Origin of the sequence: Catellatospora aurea, assembly GCF_042663325.1 — a bacterium.
Taxonomy (GTDB): Bacteria; Actinomycetota; Actinomycetes; order Mycobacteriales; family Micromonosporaceae; genus Catellatospora; species Catellatospora aurea.
The window spans coordinates 19,362-37,013 of record NZ_JBHTAC010000066.1 but is presented as its reverse complement, the minus strand read 5'-3'; the positions used below and the strand labels follow the sequence as shown (position 1 = coordinate 37,013).

Here is a 17,652-nt window from a genome sequence, read left to right as displayed (position 1 = left end):
GCGCCCTCAGACAGTGTCTGAGGGCGCGACCCTTTAAGAGTTGCGGCACGGGAGGGGCAGGCGGGCCGGGCCGGAGGCCGGTGGGGGACAGCACTTCAGGCCCGCTGTCCTGTGGGGACAGCGGGCCTGGAGGATGCTTGCTATGTCAGGCGGAGACGCCGGTGCGGGTACGCCGCATCGAGAGCACGTACTCCACCAGTGAGATCAGGACCTGCTTGGTCGACTCGCGATTGCGCGCGTCGCAGCTGACCACCGGCACGTCCGAGGAGATCGCGAGCGCGTCGCGAACGTCCTGGGCGTTGTGGTACTGCTGCCCGTCGAACTGGTTGATCGCGATCAGATAGGGCAGCTTGCGGTGTTCGAAGAAGTCGATCGCCGCGAAGCAGTCTGCCAACCTGCGCGTGTCCACCATGACCACCGCGCCGATCGCGCCCCGTACGAGTTCGTCCCACATGAACCAGAACCGGGTCTGGCCAGGCGTGCCGAACAGGTACAGGATCAGGTCGCGATCGATGGAGATACGGCCGAAGTCCATGGCCACCGTGGTGGTGGTCTTGTTGGGAACCGAGCGCGTGTCGTCCACGCCGACGCCGGCCGAAGTCATAATCGCTTCAGTGGTCAGCGGCGTGATCTCCGAAACGGACCCAACCAGCGTCGTCTTACCGACGCCGAAGCCGCCGGCGATGACAATCTTCGCCGATGTCACCCGACCGCCAGGCTGTTGCCCCGGGCGGTGTGACATGTCAGAGCCTCCGAAGTCCACTGAGTACCCTCTCCAGCAGTTCAGTGCCTACCGCGTCGTTACTCTCAAACGACGTCGGCTCGTATACCGCGACCAGGCCGTCTGCCGCCATGTCCGCGATGAGGACACGGGCGACACCGAGCGGCAGCCGCATCCGTGCCGCGATCTCCGCGAGCGACTGCACCTTGCCGTCGCAGAGGGACGCGATGTGTTGGTGTTCCCGCCCGTGGCCGCCGCGACCCGAGGTGCCGGCAGATCGACCGCGTACGGTCGTCTCCACCAGCGCCTCGATCGCGATCTCCAATCGCGGCCGGGTGCGGCCACGGGTCACGGCGTACGGCCGTACCAATGCGCCGGTCGGTTCTTCTCTGTCGGGCATCGTCGCCGTTCACCCCCTTCCCCAGTGCCGTCCCCGGACCCTCCGGGACGGTTGTGCCTCAGCCCAGCACGCCTGCGGCGCTGCGCGGGGCCGGCGTGAGCGCGTCGCCCACCCGGTCCACGAGAAGCGCCATCTCGTACCCGACCTGGCCGACGTCGCAGCTCCGCGAAGCGAGCACCGCGAACGACGAGCCATCCGAGATGGACATCAGGAAAAGGAACCCGTTGTCCATCTCCACGACAGTCTGCAACACCGCGCCACCTTCGAAACAGCGGGCTGCGCCTTGCGTGAGGCTCACCAGACCGGACGAGATGGCAGCCAGCTGGTCGGCGCGGTCCCGGGGAAGATCCCGGGAGGCGGCGAGCAGTAGGCCGTCCGCGGACACCGCGACCGCATGGGCGACGCCCGGCACCCGGTCCGCGAAGTTGGCCAACAGCCAACCAAGATCCTGCGTAGTGGTCATGCCTCCTGCTCCTTGCCAGACTGGCTTCCGGCCTCGGTGGAGCCCGGAATCACATCATCGTCCTTGTGCTGAGTGCGGCCTCGCTGCACCCCGCGGTGGTAGGCGGAGAGCAGTCCGCGGACGCCCTCCGGCGTACGGCGCTGCACGGTGGTAGCGCCCTTCTCCACACCGCCGGGGACCAGCTGTGCCATCGGGGTGCGCTTGGGCAGCCCAGCGGCCGTCGATTCCGAGGGTGGGGTGCTGTTGGCGATCGCGCTGGCAGCCGCCCAGCCGTCGTCCGCGGCCGTCTGCCAGCTCGGCCGGTAGGGCGCCGGCACCTCGTATCCGGCGGCCTCACGGCCAGACTGCGTACTCCCCATGCTCACGTCCCTGCTCGGCAGGTCGGAAGCTCCCGCCGCTGTGCTGCTGACCTTCGGTGCACCGTTGCTCCCGTGCCCGTTGCGGTCAACGGCAGGGAACTGTGCGGTGATCGTAGTGTCTTGGGGGACGTTCGCGGGAGGGGCAGTTTTCTCGTCCTGAGCTGGCGTATCGACTGCCGTACGCCGCGTGCTGAACCAGGCCGACTCCAGCTCCCGGAAGATCGGCAGCTCCATGGTCTCGTCCGCGAACGGGACCCGGGTGTCGACGACCGGGTACTCGGCCGGAACGCGCGGCATCTCAGCCGTCATGTCCGGCATGACCGGGCTCTCGTCACGGCTCACCGGCGGCCAGGCCGGCGGCGCGGCGGACGCGGGAACGTCCACCGGAGCCGCCGAGACGGGCGCTGCCGAGACCGGGACCGCGGAGACCGGGACGGCCGAGATCGGCATGCCAGGGCTCGCGTACGGGCTGCTCGGCGCCTGCGGGGTCGGCACCGCCGGCCCGGCCCAGCTCTGCTGGTTCCAGGACGGGTTGGCGCGCTCCTCCACGGGCGACGACGGCTGCCGCGGGATCTGCGGCTGGTGGAACGCCTCCGGGCGCTCGGCCTCGGCCGGCACCCGCCGCTGCGGCAGCGCCTCGCCGTTGCCGCGGCGGGACGCGTCGGAGCCGTTGACACCGGTCAGGTCCGACCACGCCGGCATACCGGCCCGCGAGGGCGGCGTGCTGGCGGGGAACTCCGGAGCCGGCGGCGCCGGCGGGGCGTCGAAGAGCCGCCCACCGTTGCCGCCGCCGTTGACCGGACGGCCGGCGCCCGCCGGGGCGCCCATGCCCGAGCCCGACTCCAGCGCCAGCGGCGCGAAGGAGGACGAGCGCTGCACGGGAGCCGCCGGAGCCTGCTGGCGCATGTTCGGAGCCGGGGCGAACCCGGGCAGCTCGCGGGGTGCCGCGGGGGCGGCACGTCCACCGGCCAGGGCACGCGGCACCAGGACCGCGGTCGGCAGGGTGACGTCGGCGATGATGCCCCGGTCGGCCGAGAGCCGCAGCTCCGTCTTGACCCCGTGGCGTGCGGCGAGCCGCGCGACCACGACCAGGCCCATCATCCGGGAGACCGCCACGTCCACCTGGGGCGGACTGGCCAGCTTCTCGTTGATCTCGTTGAGCATGTCCGGCGAGATGCCGATGCCGTGGTCCTCGACGTACAGCACGGCGCGGTCGCCGACCCGGCGCGCCTCGACCATGACGGTCGAGTCCGGCGGGGAGAACGCGGTCGCGTTGTCGAAGAGCTCGGCGATGAGGTGCACCAGGTCGTTGACCGCGTGCGCGGCGACCTCGATGTCACGGTCGATGACCCCGAACTCGATCCGGGTGTAGTGCTCGACCTCGGACTGGGCGGCACGGAGCACGTCCAGCAGAGCCGCGGGCTCGCGCTGCACACGGGTGGAGTCGGCGCCGGCGAGCACCAGGAGGTTCTCGTCGTTTCGCCGCATTCGGGTGGCCAGGTGGTCCAGCTGGAAGAGCTCGGCCAGCCGGTCCGGGTCCTCCTCACCGCGCTCCAGGCGGTCCAGGTGACCGATGAGCCGGTCGACCAGGATCTGCGAGCGGCGGGCGAGGTTGACGAACATCGTCGCGACGGACGACCGCAGCGCGGCCTGCTCGGCGGCGGTGCGGACCGCTTCCAGGTGGACCGCGTTGAACGCCTCGGTCACCTGCCCGAACTCGTCCTTGCTGCGCACCGGCAGCGGCTCGGCGATCTGGTTGGCCACCTGCACCGGCGACAGCTGTGAGGACAGCGCCGGGTCGCGCAGTCGGGCCACCGCCTGCGGCAGGCCGTACTGGGCGATGCTGAGCGCGCCGTGGCGCAGTTCACGCAGCGACCGCGCCATCGAGCGGGCCACGAGCCAGGCGAAGAGGATCGCCAGCAGCAGCATGCCCAGCAGCAGACCGGTCTGCACGAGCACCTGCTGCGTGACCTCGTCACGCAGGTCGCTCGCGGTGACCTCGACGTCGGAGTCCAGCTTCGCCTCGACCTTGCGGAGCACGCCGCCGTGGTCGCGCATGCTCTGGTCCCACTCGGCCGCGGAGAAGTTCAGCGAGCTGAGCGACTCGCCCAGCAGGGCCTCGATGTCGGCCTGGAACTTCGACGACTTGCGCAGTGTCGGGCCGGTCACCTGGCTGTTGAACAGGTCCATGTCCGCGTCGCTGGCGACCGACTCGAAGGCGTCGCGCGCCTGCTCCTGACCGGTCAGCGTGGCGATGAAGTCCTTGCGCAGACCGGTGTTCAGGCCGCCGAGCGCGTACGCCCGGTGCACGATCACGCGTTCCTGGGAGAGGAACTCCTTGTACGTGGCGATCGCGCTGGCCGCGCGCAGGCCGTCACCGAGCTCGCCACCACCGGCGATCTGGGCGGCCTTATCACGGATCTGCAGCAGGTAATCGACGATCACCTGGTAGCGCATCGCCGCGTCGGACTGCTTGATCTTGCGATCCTTCACCTGTTCGCGCACCGAGGGCAGGCTCGAAAGGCCCGCGTCGATCTGCACGAGCAGGTCCCGGAGGCTGTCGTCGACGTCGACCAGCGCGCCGCGCTGCTGCGAGTACGGCTTCTTGGCCTCGTCGACCAGCTTGCCGGCGTTCTCGTAGGACGCCGGCGGGGTGTTGGTCGTGCCGAGCAGCATGACCGCTGCCGCACGCTCGTTTTGGAGGTCGTCGACGAGTGCGCCTGACTCCTTCACCAACACGGAGAGGATCCGTGTGCGGTCGGCGCCGGTCGCTGTGTCGAGGTTGTCCAACAGACCGTTGGTACCAACGACGATCGTGGCCAAGGTCGGAACGATCATGATCAGGCCCAGCTTGGACCAGATCGGCATGTCCCGGAGCCGGCTCACTGGCCGTCGGAGACGCGAAAGGACCGCGTTGTTCTGCGTTCCTGGCCGCTTGCTCACGTCACCGCCCTCCTGTCGGTACCACCATCGAGATCCGCGAAAGCGCGGATGGCGCGGGGGTCGCGCCGGGCACCGTACACAGTCCATCCCGGCGAGCTTGGGACGAACCCCCGAGATTCCATCACGCCCGGTGAAAAGAGGAAAGCCCAGGCTGCCTGGAATCCGACACCGAATGGGATGCTCATGCAGGCCACCCGCACAGTTCAGCCCGCAGTTTCCTTGGAGTCACGCACGGTGAGTGTCCAAAGCGCCCGAGTTATCCTTCTTGCCGGCCCTTCCGGATCGGGCAAGTCGTACGTAGCCCGCCAGACCGGACTTCCGGTCCTGTGCCTTGATGATTTTTACAAGGAAGGGGCCGACCCGACACTCCCCCGAGTGAATGAGATGGTCGACTGGGAGTCCCCTTTTTCCTGGGACCTGGACGCAGCTATGACGGCGGTCACACAATTGGCCGAGACGGGCCACACCCAGGTGCCCGTGTACGACATCGGCCTCAGTGCCCGGATCGGGACCCGGCCGTTCGAGCTGGCGGGCGCGCCGCTGTTCATCGCCGAGGGCATCTTCGCCGCCGAGATGGTGGATGCCTGCACGCAGGGCGGCGTGCTCGCGGACGCGCTCGCCCTGCACCGCCCGCGCACCGTCACCTTCGCCCGGCGGCTGGTGCGCGACCTGGCCGAGAACCGCAAGCCGCCGCTTGTCCTGGTGCGCCGCGGGCTGCGCCTGTGGCGGGAGGACGCCCAGGTCCTGGGCCGGCAGTGCGAGCTGGGCTGCCGGCCCACCACCGCCGCGGCGCTGCACCGCCGCGCGCGGCTGCTGGTCACAGGAGCTTCGCGTAAGCCGGTTTGATCACCTCGTTGATGATCGTCAGGCGCTCGTCGAACGGGATGAACGCGCTCTTCATGGCGTTGATGGTGAACCACTGCAGCTCCGCCCAGCCCCAGCCGAACGCCTCCACCAGCAGCGCCATCTCCCGCGACATCGAGGTGCCGCTCATCAGCCGGTTGTCGGTGTTGACCGTCACCCGGAAGCGCAGGTCGCGCAGCAGCCCGATGGGGTGCTCGGCGATCGAGGCGGCCGCCCCGGTCTGCACGTTCGACGACGGGCACAGCTCCAGCGGCACCCGCTTGTCCCGCACGTACCCGGCCAGCCGGCCGAGCTTGCCGGTGCCCGGCTCGATGTCGTCGACGATGCGCACGCCGTGACCCAGCCGGTCCGCGCCGCACCACTGCAGCGCCTGCCAGATCGAGGGCAGCCCGAACGCCTCGCCCGCGTGGATGGTGAAGTGGAAGTTCTCCCGCTGGAGGTACTCGAACGCGTCCAGGTGCCGGGTGGGCGGGTAGCCGGCCTCCGCCCCGGCGATGTCGAAGCCGACCACACCCGCGTCGCGGTACGCCGTGGACAGCTCGGCGATCTCCATCGAGCGCGCGGCGTGCCGCATCGCGGTGAGCAGGGTGCCGATCCGGATCGGGCTGCCCGCCGCGGCCGCCTGCTCGCTGCCCTCGGCGAACCCGGCCAGCACCGCCTCCACCACCTCCGGCAGCGTCAGCCCGGCGGTGAGGTGCTGCTCGGGCGCGTACCGCACCTCGGCGTACACCACGCCGTCGGCGGCCAGGTCCAGCGCGCACTCCCGGGCCACCCGCCGCAGCGCCGGGGCGGTCTGCATGACCGCCACCGTGTGCGAGAACGTCTCCAGGTAGCGCTCCAGCGAGCCGCTGTCGGCCGCGGAGACGAACCACTCGCCCAGCTCGGCCGGATCGGTGGCGGGCAGCTCGTGCCCGATCTCGGCGGCCAGCTCGACGATGGTGGCCGGGCGCAGGCCGCCGTCGAGGTGGTCGTGCAGCAGTGCCTTAGGCGCCTTCACGATCTCGTCATAGGTCGGAGTCACATGCACCAAGATATTCGGTGTGCTCACCGCCGAGATGACTGACGCGCTGCGCTGCCCGGTCTGCGCCGCCCCCCTCTCCCGCACTCCCACCACCCTGCGCTGCCCCCACAACCACAGCTTCGACCTCAACAAGCACGGCTACGTCACCCTCGGCACCGGCCGCAAGCTCCCCGAAGGCGACACCCCCGCCATGGTCGCCGCCCGCGCCGCCTTCCTGTCCACCACCGCCTACCTCCCCCTCGCCACCACCCTCACCTGCCTAGTTGATCATGAACTTATGGCACGGCTCGGCGGCGTGTCGGCGCCACAACTTCATGATCACCCGCTGGAGGCCGGTGATCAGCCGCGCGGGGTCGGCGGAACGGCCCGGCAGGAGAGGATGCGCGGGCGACCGCTGGTGGTGGACCTGGGGGCGGGGACGGGGTACTACCTGGCCGCCGTGCTGGACGGCGCGCCGGGGGCGGAAGGGTTGGCGTTCGACGTGAGCAAGGCGGCCCTGCGGCGGGCCGCGAAGGCACACCCGCGGGCCGGGGCGGTGCTGGCCGACACCTGGGGCACCCTGCCGCTCGCCGACGGCAGCGTCGACGTGCTGCTCAACGTGTTCGCCCCGCGCAACGGCGCACAGATGCGCCGGGTCCTGAAGCCCGGCGGCCTGCTGGTCGTGGTCACCCCGACCGAACGGCACCTCGCGGAGCTGCGCGAGCAGCTCGGCCTGCTGAGCGTCGATCCGTCCAAAGCCGAGCGGCTCGCCCACGAGCTGCGCGACTTCGCGCTCGCCGACGAGCGGCTGCTGGAGTGGCCGCTGGAGCTGACCGCCACCGAGGCCGACGACCTGATCGCGATGGGCCCCAACGCCTTCCACGACCGAGCCCGCGCCACAGGCCCGGTCGCCTGCACTGCATCCGTCCGGATCGGCCGCTACCGGCCAAGCTGAACGAGCAGACCACTCGACCTGCCGGCCGCCCAGAGCCCGAGGACCGCCCGACCCACCGGTCACACCGCGCCCGAGCGCTCGACTTGCCAGGCACCTGGGCGAATGCGCGTTCAAGATACGCACAGGTGCCCGGCAAGTCGGATGATCTTTAGCGGTCAGACCGAGAGGTCTACCTCTTCCCAGCCGCCGGGTGGGTCGTGGAACTCGCCGAGGAACACCGACGACCACTCCAGCGCCCAGCGGCGCTGGCCGATCGCGTTGGCGTTCAGCTCACCGGGCACCGGCAGCCCCTGGCGCTCCAGCTCCTGGAACGACCAGTCGAGGCAGTAGTGCAGGTCGAGCGCGGCCGCGACGACCGTGGGGTCGCGCGGCGCGGCCAGGATGCGGGCTTTCCACGCGGTGAAGGTCTCGCCGCCGTGCAGGTCCGGGAGCGACTCCATCAGCCGCGGCGGCGTCAGCAGCGGGTCGAGGGTCTTGATGACCCCGAGCACCCAGCAGATCCCGGCGAGCGCGTCCAGGTGCAGCACGAACGACTGCCGGTCGCCGAGCTCGTCGACGATCCAGGCCCACTCCGGTTCGGTCACGTCCGGGATGAGGGCGTTGGCGTCGAGCCATTTCTCGGCTTCGGCGGGCGGCATGCCGAAGACGCGCTCCAGCGCCACGTGCAGGATCGCCGCGCGGGCCTCCAGCTCGCCCGTGGGGCGCAGCTCGACGGTGTCCCCCGGTTCCCATACCAGCGGGTAGGTGTCCGGGGGCAGCGGCACGCCCAGCCGCGTCAGCTCCTGGAAGCTGGCGGCACGCACGGCGAGGGGGTCCGGTGCGGGCAGTGCCACGTGATCAGCCGATCCGATCGATGATCAGCGGACGTACGGGCGCCGGCCCGTCCCCGACGACGACGGCCGACGCGGCGTCGACCCTGGCCACCGGCAACCGCGACGGGTCGTCGGTACGCAGCTCGTACAGCACGTCACCGGCGGCCACCCGGTCTCCGGGGCGCTTGTGCAGCACCACGCCGGCGGCGGCGCTGACGGGGTCCTCCTTGCGTGCCCGGCCCGCTCCGAGCCGCCAGGCGGCCAGGCCGAGGCCGAGGGCGTCGACCGACGCCACGGTCCCGGAGCGCTCCGCCCGGACCTGCTCGATCTCGTTGGCGACCGGCAGCGGCGCGTCGGGGTCGCCGCCCTGGGCGCGGATCATCGCCCGCCAGGAGTCCATGGCCCGGCCGTCATGCAGCGCGTCGGCCGGGTCGACGTCGGACAGCCCGGCGGCCGACAGCATCTCGCGCGCCAGCGCCAGGGTCAGCTCGACCACGTCGGCGGGGCCGCCACCGGCGAGCACGTCCAGCGACTCCTGCACCTCGACGGCGTTGCCGATGGTCAGGCCGAGCGGGGTGTTCATGTCGGTGAGCAGGGCGACCGTGTCCACACCGTGCGCCCGGCCCAGCTCGACCATGGTGCGGGCCAGCTCGCGGGCGTCCTCCACCGACTTCATGAAGGCACCGGTGCCGACCTTCACGTCGAGCACCAGCGCGCCGGTGCCCTCGGCGATCTTCTTGCTCATGATGGAGCTGGCGATCAGCGGGATCGCCTCGACGGTCCCGGTGACGTCACGCAGGGCGTACAGCTTGCGGTCGGCCGGGGCGAGCCCGGTGCCGGCCTGGCAGATCACCGCGCCGACGTCGCGCAGCTGGGAGATGAACTCCTCGTTGCTCAGCGCGGCCCGCCAGCCGGGGATCGACTCCAGCTTGTCCAGCGTCCCGCCGGTGTGCCCGAGCCCGCGGCCGGAAAGCTGCGGCACGGCCGCACCGCAGGCCGCCACGAGCGGGGTCAGCGGCAGCGTGATCTTGTCACCGACGCCGCCGGTGGAGTGCTTGTCCACGGTCGGCCGGGAGACCTGGGACAGGTCCAGCCGCTCCCCGGAGGCGATCATCGCGGCGGTCCACCGGGCGATCTCCCGGTCGGTCATGCCGCGCAGCAGGATCGCCATGGCCAGCGCCGACATCTGCTCGTCGGCGACATGACCCCGGGTGTACGCGTCGACGACCCAGTCGATCTGCTCGTCGCCGAGTTCCCCACCGTCCCGCTTGGCCCGGATGACGTCCACAGCCGCGAAACTCATGAACCATTACCTCCGTTGACAGCTTCCAGTTCGGCCAGGCCGAACCCGTGCGGGAGCAGTTCCGCCATGGTCAGCGGGCCGCCCTCGGCGTCGATCAGCATGCGCGGGCCGCCCTGCTCCCAGAGCAGCTGGCGGCAGCGCCCGCAGGGCAGCAGCGGGTCGCCGTCGCCGTTCACGCATGCCATCGCGACCAGCTTGCCGCCTCCGGTGGCGTGCAGCTGCGACACCATGCCGCATTCGGCGCACAGCACCACGCCGTACGCGGCGTTCTCGACGTTGCAGCCGACGACCACCCGGCCGTCGTCGACCAGGCCCGCGGCGCCCACCGGGAACTTCGAGTAGGGCGCGTACGCCCGGTGCATGACCTCCACCGCGGCGATCCGCAGCTTCTCCCAGTCGACGTCCATGACCGTTCCTTTCCGCTCGCCCGAAACGCGTGGCGCCCGAGCGGGCGCCACGCAAGATCGGACCATCCAGCCTAGCCGTCAGCCCTTGACGTACGGCTTGCCGTCGGCGGCGGGCGCGCGGACGCGTCCCACCAGACCGGCCACCGCGAAGATCGTCGCGAGGTACGGCAGCATGCTCAGGAACTGGCTCGGGATGGGGCTGCTGATGCTGTTCAGGAAGCCGGTCAGCGCCCCGAAGAAGCCGAAGAACAGCGACGCGAAGAACGCGCCGACCGGGTGCCACCGCCCGAAGATCATGGCCGCCAGCGCGATGAAGCCCGCGCCGCTGACCATGTACTTGCTGAACCCGGTGGTGGACAGCATCGAGAAGTACGCCCCACCGAACCCGGCCACCAGGCCCGCGAGCAGCACGTTCGCGTACCGCAGCCCGAGCACCCGGATGCCGACGGTGTCCGCCGCGGCCGGGTGCTCGCCGACGGCGCGGGTGCGCAGGCCCCAGCGGGTCCGGAACAGCGCGATCGTGATCACGACGACCGCGATCAGCGAGCCGTAGCTGAAGATGTTGCCGTTGAACAGCGCCGGCCCGATGATCGGGATCTCGGACAGCCCCGGGATCGGCCAGCTCGGCACCTTGCCCGGGAAGTTGTACGCGTCCGTGTCCGGCCGCATCACCTGCTCGTAGAAGAACGCGGTGAGGCCGCCGGCGAACACGTTCAGCACGATGCCCACGACCACCTGGTCCACCAGGTACTTGATGGCGAACACGGCCAGGATCGCCGACAGCAGCGCGCCGCCGACGGCAGCGGCCACCAGGCCCAGCCAGAAGTTGCCGGTGAGCGTGCCGAACAGGGCCCCGAAGAACGCGCCGGTAAGCAGCTGTCCCTCGATCGCCACGTTGACCACACCGCTGCGCTCGCACAGCACGCCGCCGAGCGAGCCGAAGATCAGCGGGATGGCGGCGGTGAAGGTCGCCGCGGCGATGAAGCCCAGCGGCATGGTGTGCGACACCGGCGACACCGACATCTGCCAGCACAGCGCCGAGATGATGAAACCCATCAGGGCGACGCCGGTCAGCACGCCGAAGTACCGGCCGGTGACCAGCATCGCGATCCCGGCCCCGAGCGCGACCAGCCCGAAGAAGATCGCGCCGAACGTGCCCGGGATGTCGAACCCGGCCCCGTCCACGGTCTCGCCGAGCGCGAAGCGCGCGTTCTCCGAACCGGCCAGCGCGCCGAACACGATCGTGGCCAGCAGGCCCAGGACGATCATGACTGCGCCGGTCTTGCGGGTGCGGGTCCAGTAGGCCTCCGGCACCGCCAGCTCGACGCTCATCGTGGAGGTAGTCACGCTCACCCCTTCGCCAATCCGGCCTGCGCGGCCGCAGCCGGCGACCTGCGCAGCCTGTAGATCGCCTTCACCAGCGCCGGGGCGGCGACGAAGAGCACGATCAGTGCCTGGATGACGCCGACCAGCTCGACGGACACGCCGGAGAAGGTCTGCATCGCGTTACCGCCGGCCTGCAGGGCGCCGAACAGCAGGCCGGCACCGACCACGCCCCACGGCCGGACCCGGCCGAGCAGCGCGACCAGGATGCCGTTGAAGCCGATCTGGCCGAGCATGTCGACGGTCAGCGCGGGGGCGGTGCCCAGCGCGACGCTGGTGCCGCCGAGACCGGCCAGGGCGCCGGCCAGCGCCATGGTCAGCGCGATGGTGGTGCCGACCTTGATGCCGGCGGTCGCCGCGGCGTGCGGGTTGTGCCCGACCGCGCGCAGCTCGAAACCGAACCGGCCGCGCTTGAGCAGCCACGCCACCCCGGCGGCGGCCAGCACGGCCAGCACGATGCCGAGGTTGGCCCGCAGCAGCGGGTCCGGGATCAGCTGCGGCAGCTTTCCGGACTCCTGGATCGGCTTGCTGATCGCGTCCGACCGGTTCGGGTCCTTGATCCCCTGCTGCAGGATGAACCAGCCCAGGAACAGGAACGCGATGTTGTTCAGCATGATCGTCAGGATGACCTCGTGCGCGCCCGTGCGCGCCTTGAGGACGCCGACCAGGTAGCCCCACAGCCCGCCGAGCAGCGCGCCCGCGAGCACGCCGAGCGGCACCTGCACGATCGCGGGCAGCGACAGCGCGAGGCCGACCGTGCCGCCGCCGATGGCGCCCATGATCGCCTGGCCCTGGCCGCCGATGTTGAACAGGCCGGCCCGGAACGGCACCGCGACGGCCAGACCCGTGAAGATCAGCGGCGCGGCGTTGGTCAGCGTCTCCGAGATCGGGTAGAACACCTGCTGCCAGGTGGTCATGTTCCAGTACCAGCGGTTCACCGTGTCCGGGTTGACGATCGCGCCCTTGAACATGTCGGTGTACGCGGTGCTGACGAACGCCCAGGTGTCACCGATCGTCTTGCCCGGCTGGTAGAGCAGGTACTGCCACTGGTCGCGGACCTCGGCGTTGCCGACGACCATCAGCACGCCGCCGCAGATCAGCGCGAGCACGATCGCCAGCAGGGTCACCGTGAAGTTGTTGTCGGCCCACAGCTCCTCGCGGAACGCGCGCGCGAAGGACCGCTTGCCCTCCACCTCGGGCGCGCGGTGCTTCGGCTGCCGCTCCGCCTGGTCGTGGTGCTCCGCTTGACCGGCGGCGGGCAGCGCCGGGTCGACGTGGTACTGGTCGACGCCGGGGGTGGTCGGCAGCGCCGGGCTCTTGTCGGGCGACGCGGCGGTCGCGCCGGGTTCGGCCTCGATCGGCTCGTGCGACGTCATGAGGCTGCCTCGCCGTGCTCGCTCATACCCTCACCTTGGGTGTCCTGCTCGCCGGATGCCGGGGTCCCGGGGGTGTGCGAGCTGCTACTGGGGTCGATACCGGCCATCAGCAGGCCCAGCGTCTCGCGCGGCGTGTCCGGGGAGACGACGGCCAGCACCCGCCCGCGGTACATCACCGCGACCCGGTCGGCCAGCGCCACCACCTCGTCCAGCTCGCTGGAGACCACGAGCACCGCCGCGCCGCGGTCGCGCTCGGCGACGATGCGGGAGTGGATGAACTCGATCGAGCCGACGTCCACGCCGCGGGTCGGCTGCGACGCGATGAGCAGCTTCAGCGGGTGGGACATCTCCCGGGCCACGATGACCTTCTGCTGGTTGCCGCCCGACAGCGCGCCGACCGGCTGGTGCGCCGACTGGGTGCGCACGTCGAACTCGGCGATCTTCTGCTCCGCCTGGACCGCGATGGCGTCGAGGTCGAGCGCGAACCGGCCGCCGAACGGCGGCAGGTCGTACAGGTCGAGGACCAGGTTCTCGGCGACCGAGAACTCCTTGACCAGGCCGTCGACGCTGCGGTCCTCGGGCACGTAGCCGACCCCGGCGCGCAGCACCTCGCGGGTGTGCCAGGTGGTGATCGGCTTGCCGGAAAGCTTCACCTCACCGGCCCGCGAGGGGCGCAACCCCATGATCGATTCGACCAGCTCGGTCTGCCCGTTGCCCTGCACGCCCGCGATGCCGAGCACCTCGCCCGCGCGTACCACCAGGTCCACGCCGTCGACCGCGCGGTGCTCGCGGTCGTCCGCGACCACCAGGCCGGAGACCTCCAGCACCGCCTCGCCCGGCACCGCCGCCTCCTTCGGCACCTCCAGCACGACGCTGCGGCCGACCATCAGCTCGGCCAGCTCCGCCTCGGGGGCGCTCGGGTCGGCGGTGCCCACGGTCCGGCCGCGGCGGATCACCGTGATGCGGTCCGCGACCGCCTTGACCTCGCGCAGCTTGTGCGTGATGAAGACGATCGACTTGCCGGCCGCCTTCAGCCCGCGCATCACGTCGAGCAGCTCGTCGGTCTCCTGCGGGGTGAGCACCGCGGTCGGCTCGTCGAGGATCAGCAGGTCGACGTCGCGGGTGAGCGCCTTGACGATCTCGACCCGCTGCTGGATGCCGATCGGCAGGTCCTCGATGATCGCATCGGGGTTCAGCGGCAGGCCGTAGCGCTGGGAGACCTCGCGCACCAGCTTGACGGCCTTGGCGTGGTCGATGAACCCGCCGCGGGCCGGCTCGGCGCCGAGCATGATGTTCTCCGCGACGGAGAAGACCGGCACGAGCATGAAGTGCTGGTGCACCATGCCGATGCCGACCTTGATGGCGTCGCCGGGTCCCTTGATGCGCACGGGCGCGCCGTCGACGAGGATCTCGCCCTCGTCCGGCTGCAGCAGTCCGTACAGCACGTTCATGAGAGTGGACTTGCCCGCGCCGTTCTCGCCGAGCAGCGCGTGGATCTCGCCCGGTTCGACGGTCAGGTGGATGTCATCGTTTGCGACGAGGTCACCGAATCGCTTGGTGATGCCGCGCAGTTCGAGTCTCAGCTCCGACCTCCGTTGGTCCGTGCACCACCGGAACGGGCCGGGCGGCGGGGGTGCCGCGACGTTCCGCCTTCCGAGGGCGAGTGTGCGCTCATTATGTGGGCGGTCCGGGGGGAGCGCACTCCCCGGTCCGCACTGAGGCTTCAACCGGTCCGGCCGCCACCTCGACCACGGATTTCGTGGCGGGGACAGCGGCCGGTTGAGGAAAGCGAGGCCGCCCTCTCCGGTGATGATCTCACCGGAGAGGGCGGCCGGGTGTCACTTCGGCTGGGCCGGGGACTCAACCACGATCTTGCCGGAGATGATGTCCTGCTTCAGCGCCTCGACCTCGGCCTTGAGGGCCGGGTCGATCTTGCTGTCGAAGTCGTGGTACGGGGCCAGCGAGACGCCGTTGTTGGCCAGCGTGCCCATGAAGCCGCCGGTCAGCAGGGTGCCCGGGGTGCCGGCGGCCTTGGTCACGGCCTCCTTCACACCGTCGGTGGAGTTCTTGACCACGGTCGTCAGCATGACGTTGCCGTACTTGGTGGTCTCGAAGCCGTCCGCGTCGACCCAGATCACGACGAACTTGCTGCCGGCGTTGGCGGCCGAGCCGAGGCCCGCGCCACCCGCGACCGGGAAGATCACGTCGGCGCCCTGAGCGGCCAGCGTGTCCGACTTCTGCTTGCCCTTGTCCTGCGAGCCGAAGTCGTCGGTGAACAGACCGTCCTGCTTGGCCTTGTCCCAGCCGAGCACCTGGACGTTCTTGTTCTTGGCCTTGTTGTAGGCGGCCACACCGTCGGCGAAGCCGTCCATGAAGATCGTCACCGGCGGGATCTTCATGCCGCCGTAGGTGCCGACCTTGCCCGACTTCGAGTAGCCCGCGGCCAGGTAGCCGGCGAGGTACGCCGCCTGCTGGGTCTGGAACTGGATCGGGTACACGTTCGTCAGGCCGAGGTTGTCGGCGTCGACGATCGAGAACTGCACGGTCGGGTTGGCGGTCGCGGCCTTCTTGGTCGCGTCGCCCATCAGACCGCCGACAGCCTGGATGTACTTGCAACCCTTGGTGACCGAGTTGGCCAGGTTCGGGTCGTAGTCGGCCATCGCGGTCGACGCGGTGTAGCTGGGCTCGATCGCCGAGTTCGCGGCCTTGGCGGCCTGCAGGCCCGCCCAGGACGAGGCGTTGAACGAGTGGTCGTCGATGCCACCGGTGTCGGTCACCATGCACGCGCTGTACTTGGCAGCGGCGCTGGTGCCGGTGCCCGGCGTCTCCTCAGTCGGCTTGGCACAGGCGGCTGCGGCGAACGCGAGGCCCGCAGACGCGACAAGCGCGACAATCTTCATCCCACGCACAGGGCGCAAGACGGTCTCCTCTCCCATAAAGACACCGCACATGGTCTTCCATCTTGTGTACAGATGGCGGCACGGTGAACCTCGCCCAGCAACATATCCTTCATATCGCTGTCCGGACGACAATCGTGCAGGGTTGTTGAACGGTCGTTACCCCCGCGTGACCAGGACGTGTAATGGGTCACGAACCAGCCTCGAAAAGCCGTCCGCACAACTGCGCAGCAGGGCGTAAAACCGGGCATTCGTGCAGGCCCATGCCTGGTTGCGACCGGGGCGTGATGTTGGCGACTCCGGCTCGCGTACGCTCGGCGCTCGTGGACGTTTTGGAAGCAGTACGCCTGATCCTGCGGTACGCGCACCTGGTCGGCTTCGCCCTGCTGCTGGGCGGCGCGCTGGTGCAGTACTACACGGGACGCATCTACATCAACGCCGTCATGCTGTGGGGCGCGACCATCCAGGTCGTCACCGGCATCGTGCTGGCCGCGCCGCTGGGCCGCGAGGTGCAGCCCGACCCGGTCAAGCTGGCGGTCAAGGGCGTCATCGCCATCATGATCTTCATCATGGTGCTGATCCCGTACCTCAAGAAGCGCGAGACGGTCAACAAGGGCCACTTCCTCGCCATCATCGGCCTGACCCTGGTCAACGCCGCCGTAGCCGTCTTCTGGCGCTGACCCGCCCACCGCGACCCGGCTCCGGCCCGCCCACTCGGACGGGTTCCGGGGCCGGCCGCGGAGGTCAGGTGCGGGGCCGGCGCGTGCGGAGCACGGCCTTCAGTTCGCGGACCAGGGAGTCGAAGTCCTCGGCGACGCGCGACTCGTCCGCGGCCACCGTCAGCCACTCGCCGCCGAGTTCGGGCGCGGACCCGTCGGCGCAGGACACCGCGACCCGATGCTCCGGCCAGGCGAGGTCGAGCCGGACCGCCGGCTCCCCGTCACGGGCCAGCACGTACTTGACCACCGGCGCGGGCACCCCGGCCAGGACCAGGCGCACCCGCACCCGGCTCTCGTGCGCTCCCCGCGCGGCCGGGTCGACCAGCTGCGCCGCCTTCAGCAGCCGCCCCCAGCCGGGCTTGCCGATCCGGGCCTGGGCGTACTCGGTCAGTGCGCCGACGCTCACCGCCCCCCGGGCCACCATCACGTCGAGCAGCGCCACCGCCTCCACCACGTCGAGCCAGCGGGCCAGGTCCCAGCCGGTGCGCTGCGGCGTGGTGACCCGGATGCCGTCGACCCGCCGGGTCACGTCCTTCTCCGGCACCGGCCCCCGGTGCACGAGGACGCCCGCCATCGGCCCGAACCGGCCCGGGGTGAGGATCTCCACCGCCTCGTCCGCCCCGTAGGGGGCCCCGTACAGGCTGGCGGCGGAACGGCCGGCGACGACCCCGTCCGCGGGCAGCAGGAAGTCGCTGACGGCGAGGCAGCGCAGCCGGTGGGTGATGGTCAGGTCGCGATCGGCATACACCCCGCGGAACAGCGGCCGCCACGCGGAGCTGCGCAGCTGGGCGCGGGTGAGCAGACCGGACTCCAGCGCGTCGGCTCCCCGGAAGATCCGGCGGGCGAGCGCTTCAGGGCGCAGCGGCGGCTTGGGCACGGGCGTCAGCGTAAGACCCCGATTCACGCGATCTTGCGTGAGTCGCGAGGGCGACACGCCCGAAAAGGACATACCGGCAGTCGATCATGTGAATTTCTCACGATCACACGGCGTGTCGACACGTTTACGGCAAGTGGCGGCACACGGGGTCGAACCGCGTGCCGCCACCGCCT

15 protein-coding genes and 1 pseudogene are annotated in these 17,652 nt (G+C 70.4%); 3 read left to right on the top strand and 13 right to left on the bottom strand.

Annotated features, from left to right (window positions below):
• Positions 1-145 precede the first annotated feature (145 nt).
• The 4 genes from ACFQO7_RS35760 to ACFQO7_RS35745 are packed head-to-tail and all read right to left on the bottom strand — an operon-like array spanning position 146 to position 4,886.
• Entirely contained in the window at positions 146-742 is a 597-nt protein-coding gene (locus tag ACFQO7_RS35760) for a GTP-binding protein (protein ID WP_376810542.1), read from the bottom strand.
• Position 743: 1 nt separating this feature from the next.
• Complete coding sequence (locus tag ACFQO7_RS35755; RefSeq protein ID WP_120318038.1) at positions 744-1,121, bottom strand: DUF742 domain-containing protein; 378 nt, start codon at positions 1,119-1,121, stop codon at positions 744-746.
• Between the two features lie 58 nt (positions 1,122-1,179).
• Positions 1,180-1,584, bottom strand: coding sequence for a roadblock/LC7 domain-containing protein (locus ACFQO7_RS35750; RefSeq protein ID WP_120318037.1), 405 nt, complete (start codon positions 1,582-1,584; stop codon positions 1,180-1,182).
• Entirely contained in the window at positions 1,581-4,886 is a 3,306-nt protein-coding gene (locus tag ACFQO7_RS35745) for a sensor histidine kinase (RefSeq protein ID WP_376810541.1), read from the bottom strand. The genes ACFQO7_RS35750 and ACFQO7_RS35745 overlap by 4 nt, the downstream gene beginning before the upstream one ends.
• A gap of 48 nt (positions 4,887-4,934) precedes the next feature.
• Between ACFQO7_RS35745 and ACFQO7_RS35740 the strand changes: the two genes are divergently transcribed.
• A complete protein-coding gene (locus tag ACFQO7_RS35740) occupies positions 4,935-5,732 on the top strand; it encodes a uridine kinase family protein (RefSeq protein ID WP_376810540.1) in 798 nt (265 codons plus the stop codon).
• Here ACFQO7_RS35740 and ACFQO7_RS35735 read toward each other — a convergent pair.
• Entirely contained in the window at positions 5,704-6,771 is a 1,068-nt protein-coding gene (locus ACFQO7_RS35735) for an adenosine deaminase (protein ID WP_360538489.1), read from the bottom strand. The two genes, ACFQO7_RS35740 and ACFQO7_RS35735, sit on opposite strands and share 29 nt — an antisense overlap.
• Before the next feature lie 34 nt (positions 6,772-6,805).
• Here ACFQO7_RS35735 and ACFQO7_RS35730 point away from each other — a divergent pair, with 34 nt between their 5' ends.
• Positions 6,806-7,705, top strand: a complete 900-nt coding sequence (locus ACFQO7_RS35730) for a putative RNA methyltransferase (RefSeq protein ID WP_376810547.1) — start codon at positions 6,806-6,808, stop codon at positions 7,703-7,705.
• 155 nt (positions 7,706-7,860) lie between these two features.
• On the opposite strand, the gene ACFQO7_RS35725 is transcribed toward ACFQO7_RS35730, so the two are convergent.
• The 7 genes and pseudogenes from ACFQO7_RS35725 to ACFQO7_RS35695 form a co-directional block, all read right to left on the bottom strand.
• The gene (locus tag ACFQO7_RS35725) at positions 7,861-8,538 is read right to left on the bottom strand and encodes a DUF4272 domain-containing protein (protein WP_376810539.1); all 678 of its coding nucleotides are present in this window, start codon (positions 8,536-8,538) and stop codon (positions 7,861-7,863) included.
• 4 nt (positions 8,539-8,542) lie between these two features.
• Entirely contained in the window at positions 8,543-9,820 is a 1,278-nt protein-coding gene (locus ACFQO7_RS35720; RefSeq protein WP_376810538.1) for a thymidine phosphorylase, read from the bottom strand.
• A gap of 11 nt (positions 9,821-9,831) precedes the next feature.
• Positions 9,832-10,227, bottom strand: a pseudogene (locus tag ACFQO7_RS35715) (cytidine deaminase); the annotation flags it as partial.
• A gap of 78 nt (positions 10,228-10,305) precedes the next feature.
• The gene (locus tag ACFQO7_RS35710) at positions 10,306-11,559 is read right to left on the bottom strand and encodes an ABC transporter permease (protein WP_376810546.1); all 1,254 of its coding nucleotides are present in this window, start codon (positions 11,557-11,559) and stop codon (positions 10,306-10,308) included.
• Positions 11,560-11,576: 17 nt separating this feature from the next.
• Positions 11,577-12,986 carry an ABC transporter permease gene (locus ACFQO7_RS35705; RefSeq protein ID WP_376810537.1) on the bottom strand — a complete coding sequence of 470 codons (1,410 nt, stop codon included), beginning with the start codon at positions 12,984-12,986 and terminating at the stop codon, positions 11,577-11,579.
• Positions 12,983-14,509: an ABC transporter ATP-binding protein gene (locus tag ACFQO7_RS35700; RefSeq protein WP_376810545.1), complete on the bottom strand. Its 1,527-nt coding sequence runs from the start codon at positions 14,507-14,509 to the stop codon at positions 12,983-12,985. The genes ACFQO7_RS35705 and ACFQO7_RS35700 overlap by 4 nt, the downstream gene beginning before the upstream one ends.
• Before the next feature lie 315 nt (positions 14,510-14,824).
• Entirely contained in the window at positions 14,825-15,886 is a 1,062-nt protein-coding gene (locus tag ACFQO7_RS35695; RefSeq protein WP_376810544.1) for a BMP family lipoprotein, read from the bottom strand.
• Positions 15,887-16,215: 329 nt separating this feature from the next.
• Here ACFQO7_RS35695 and ACFQO7_RS35690 point away from each other — a divergent pair, with 329 nt between their 5' ends.
• Positions 16,216-16,563 carry a hypothetical protein gene (locus tag ACFQO7_RS35690; protein WP_376810543.1) on the top strand — a complete coding sequence of 116 codons (348 nt, stop codon included), beginning with the start codon at positions 16,216-16,218 and terminating at the stop codon, positions 16,561-16,563.
• Between the two features lie 64 nt (positions 16,564-16,627).
• On the opposite strand, the gene ACFQO7_RS35685 is transcribed toward ACFQO7_RS35690, so the two are convergent.
• Entirely contained in the window at positions 16,628-17,479 is an 852-nt protein-coding gene (locus tag ACFQO7_RS35685; protein ID WP_376810536.1) for a hypothetical protein, read from the bottom strand.
• Positions 17,480-17,652: the final 173 nt, after the last annotated feature.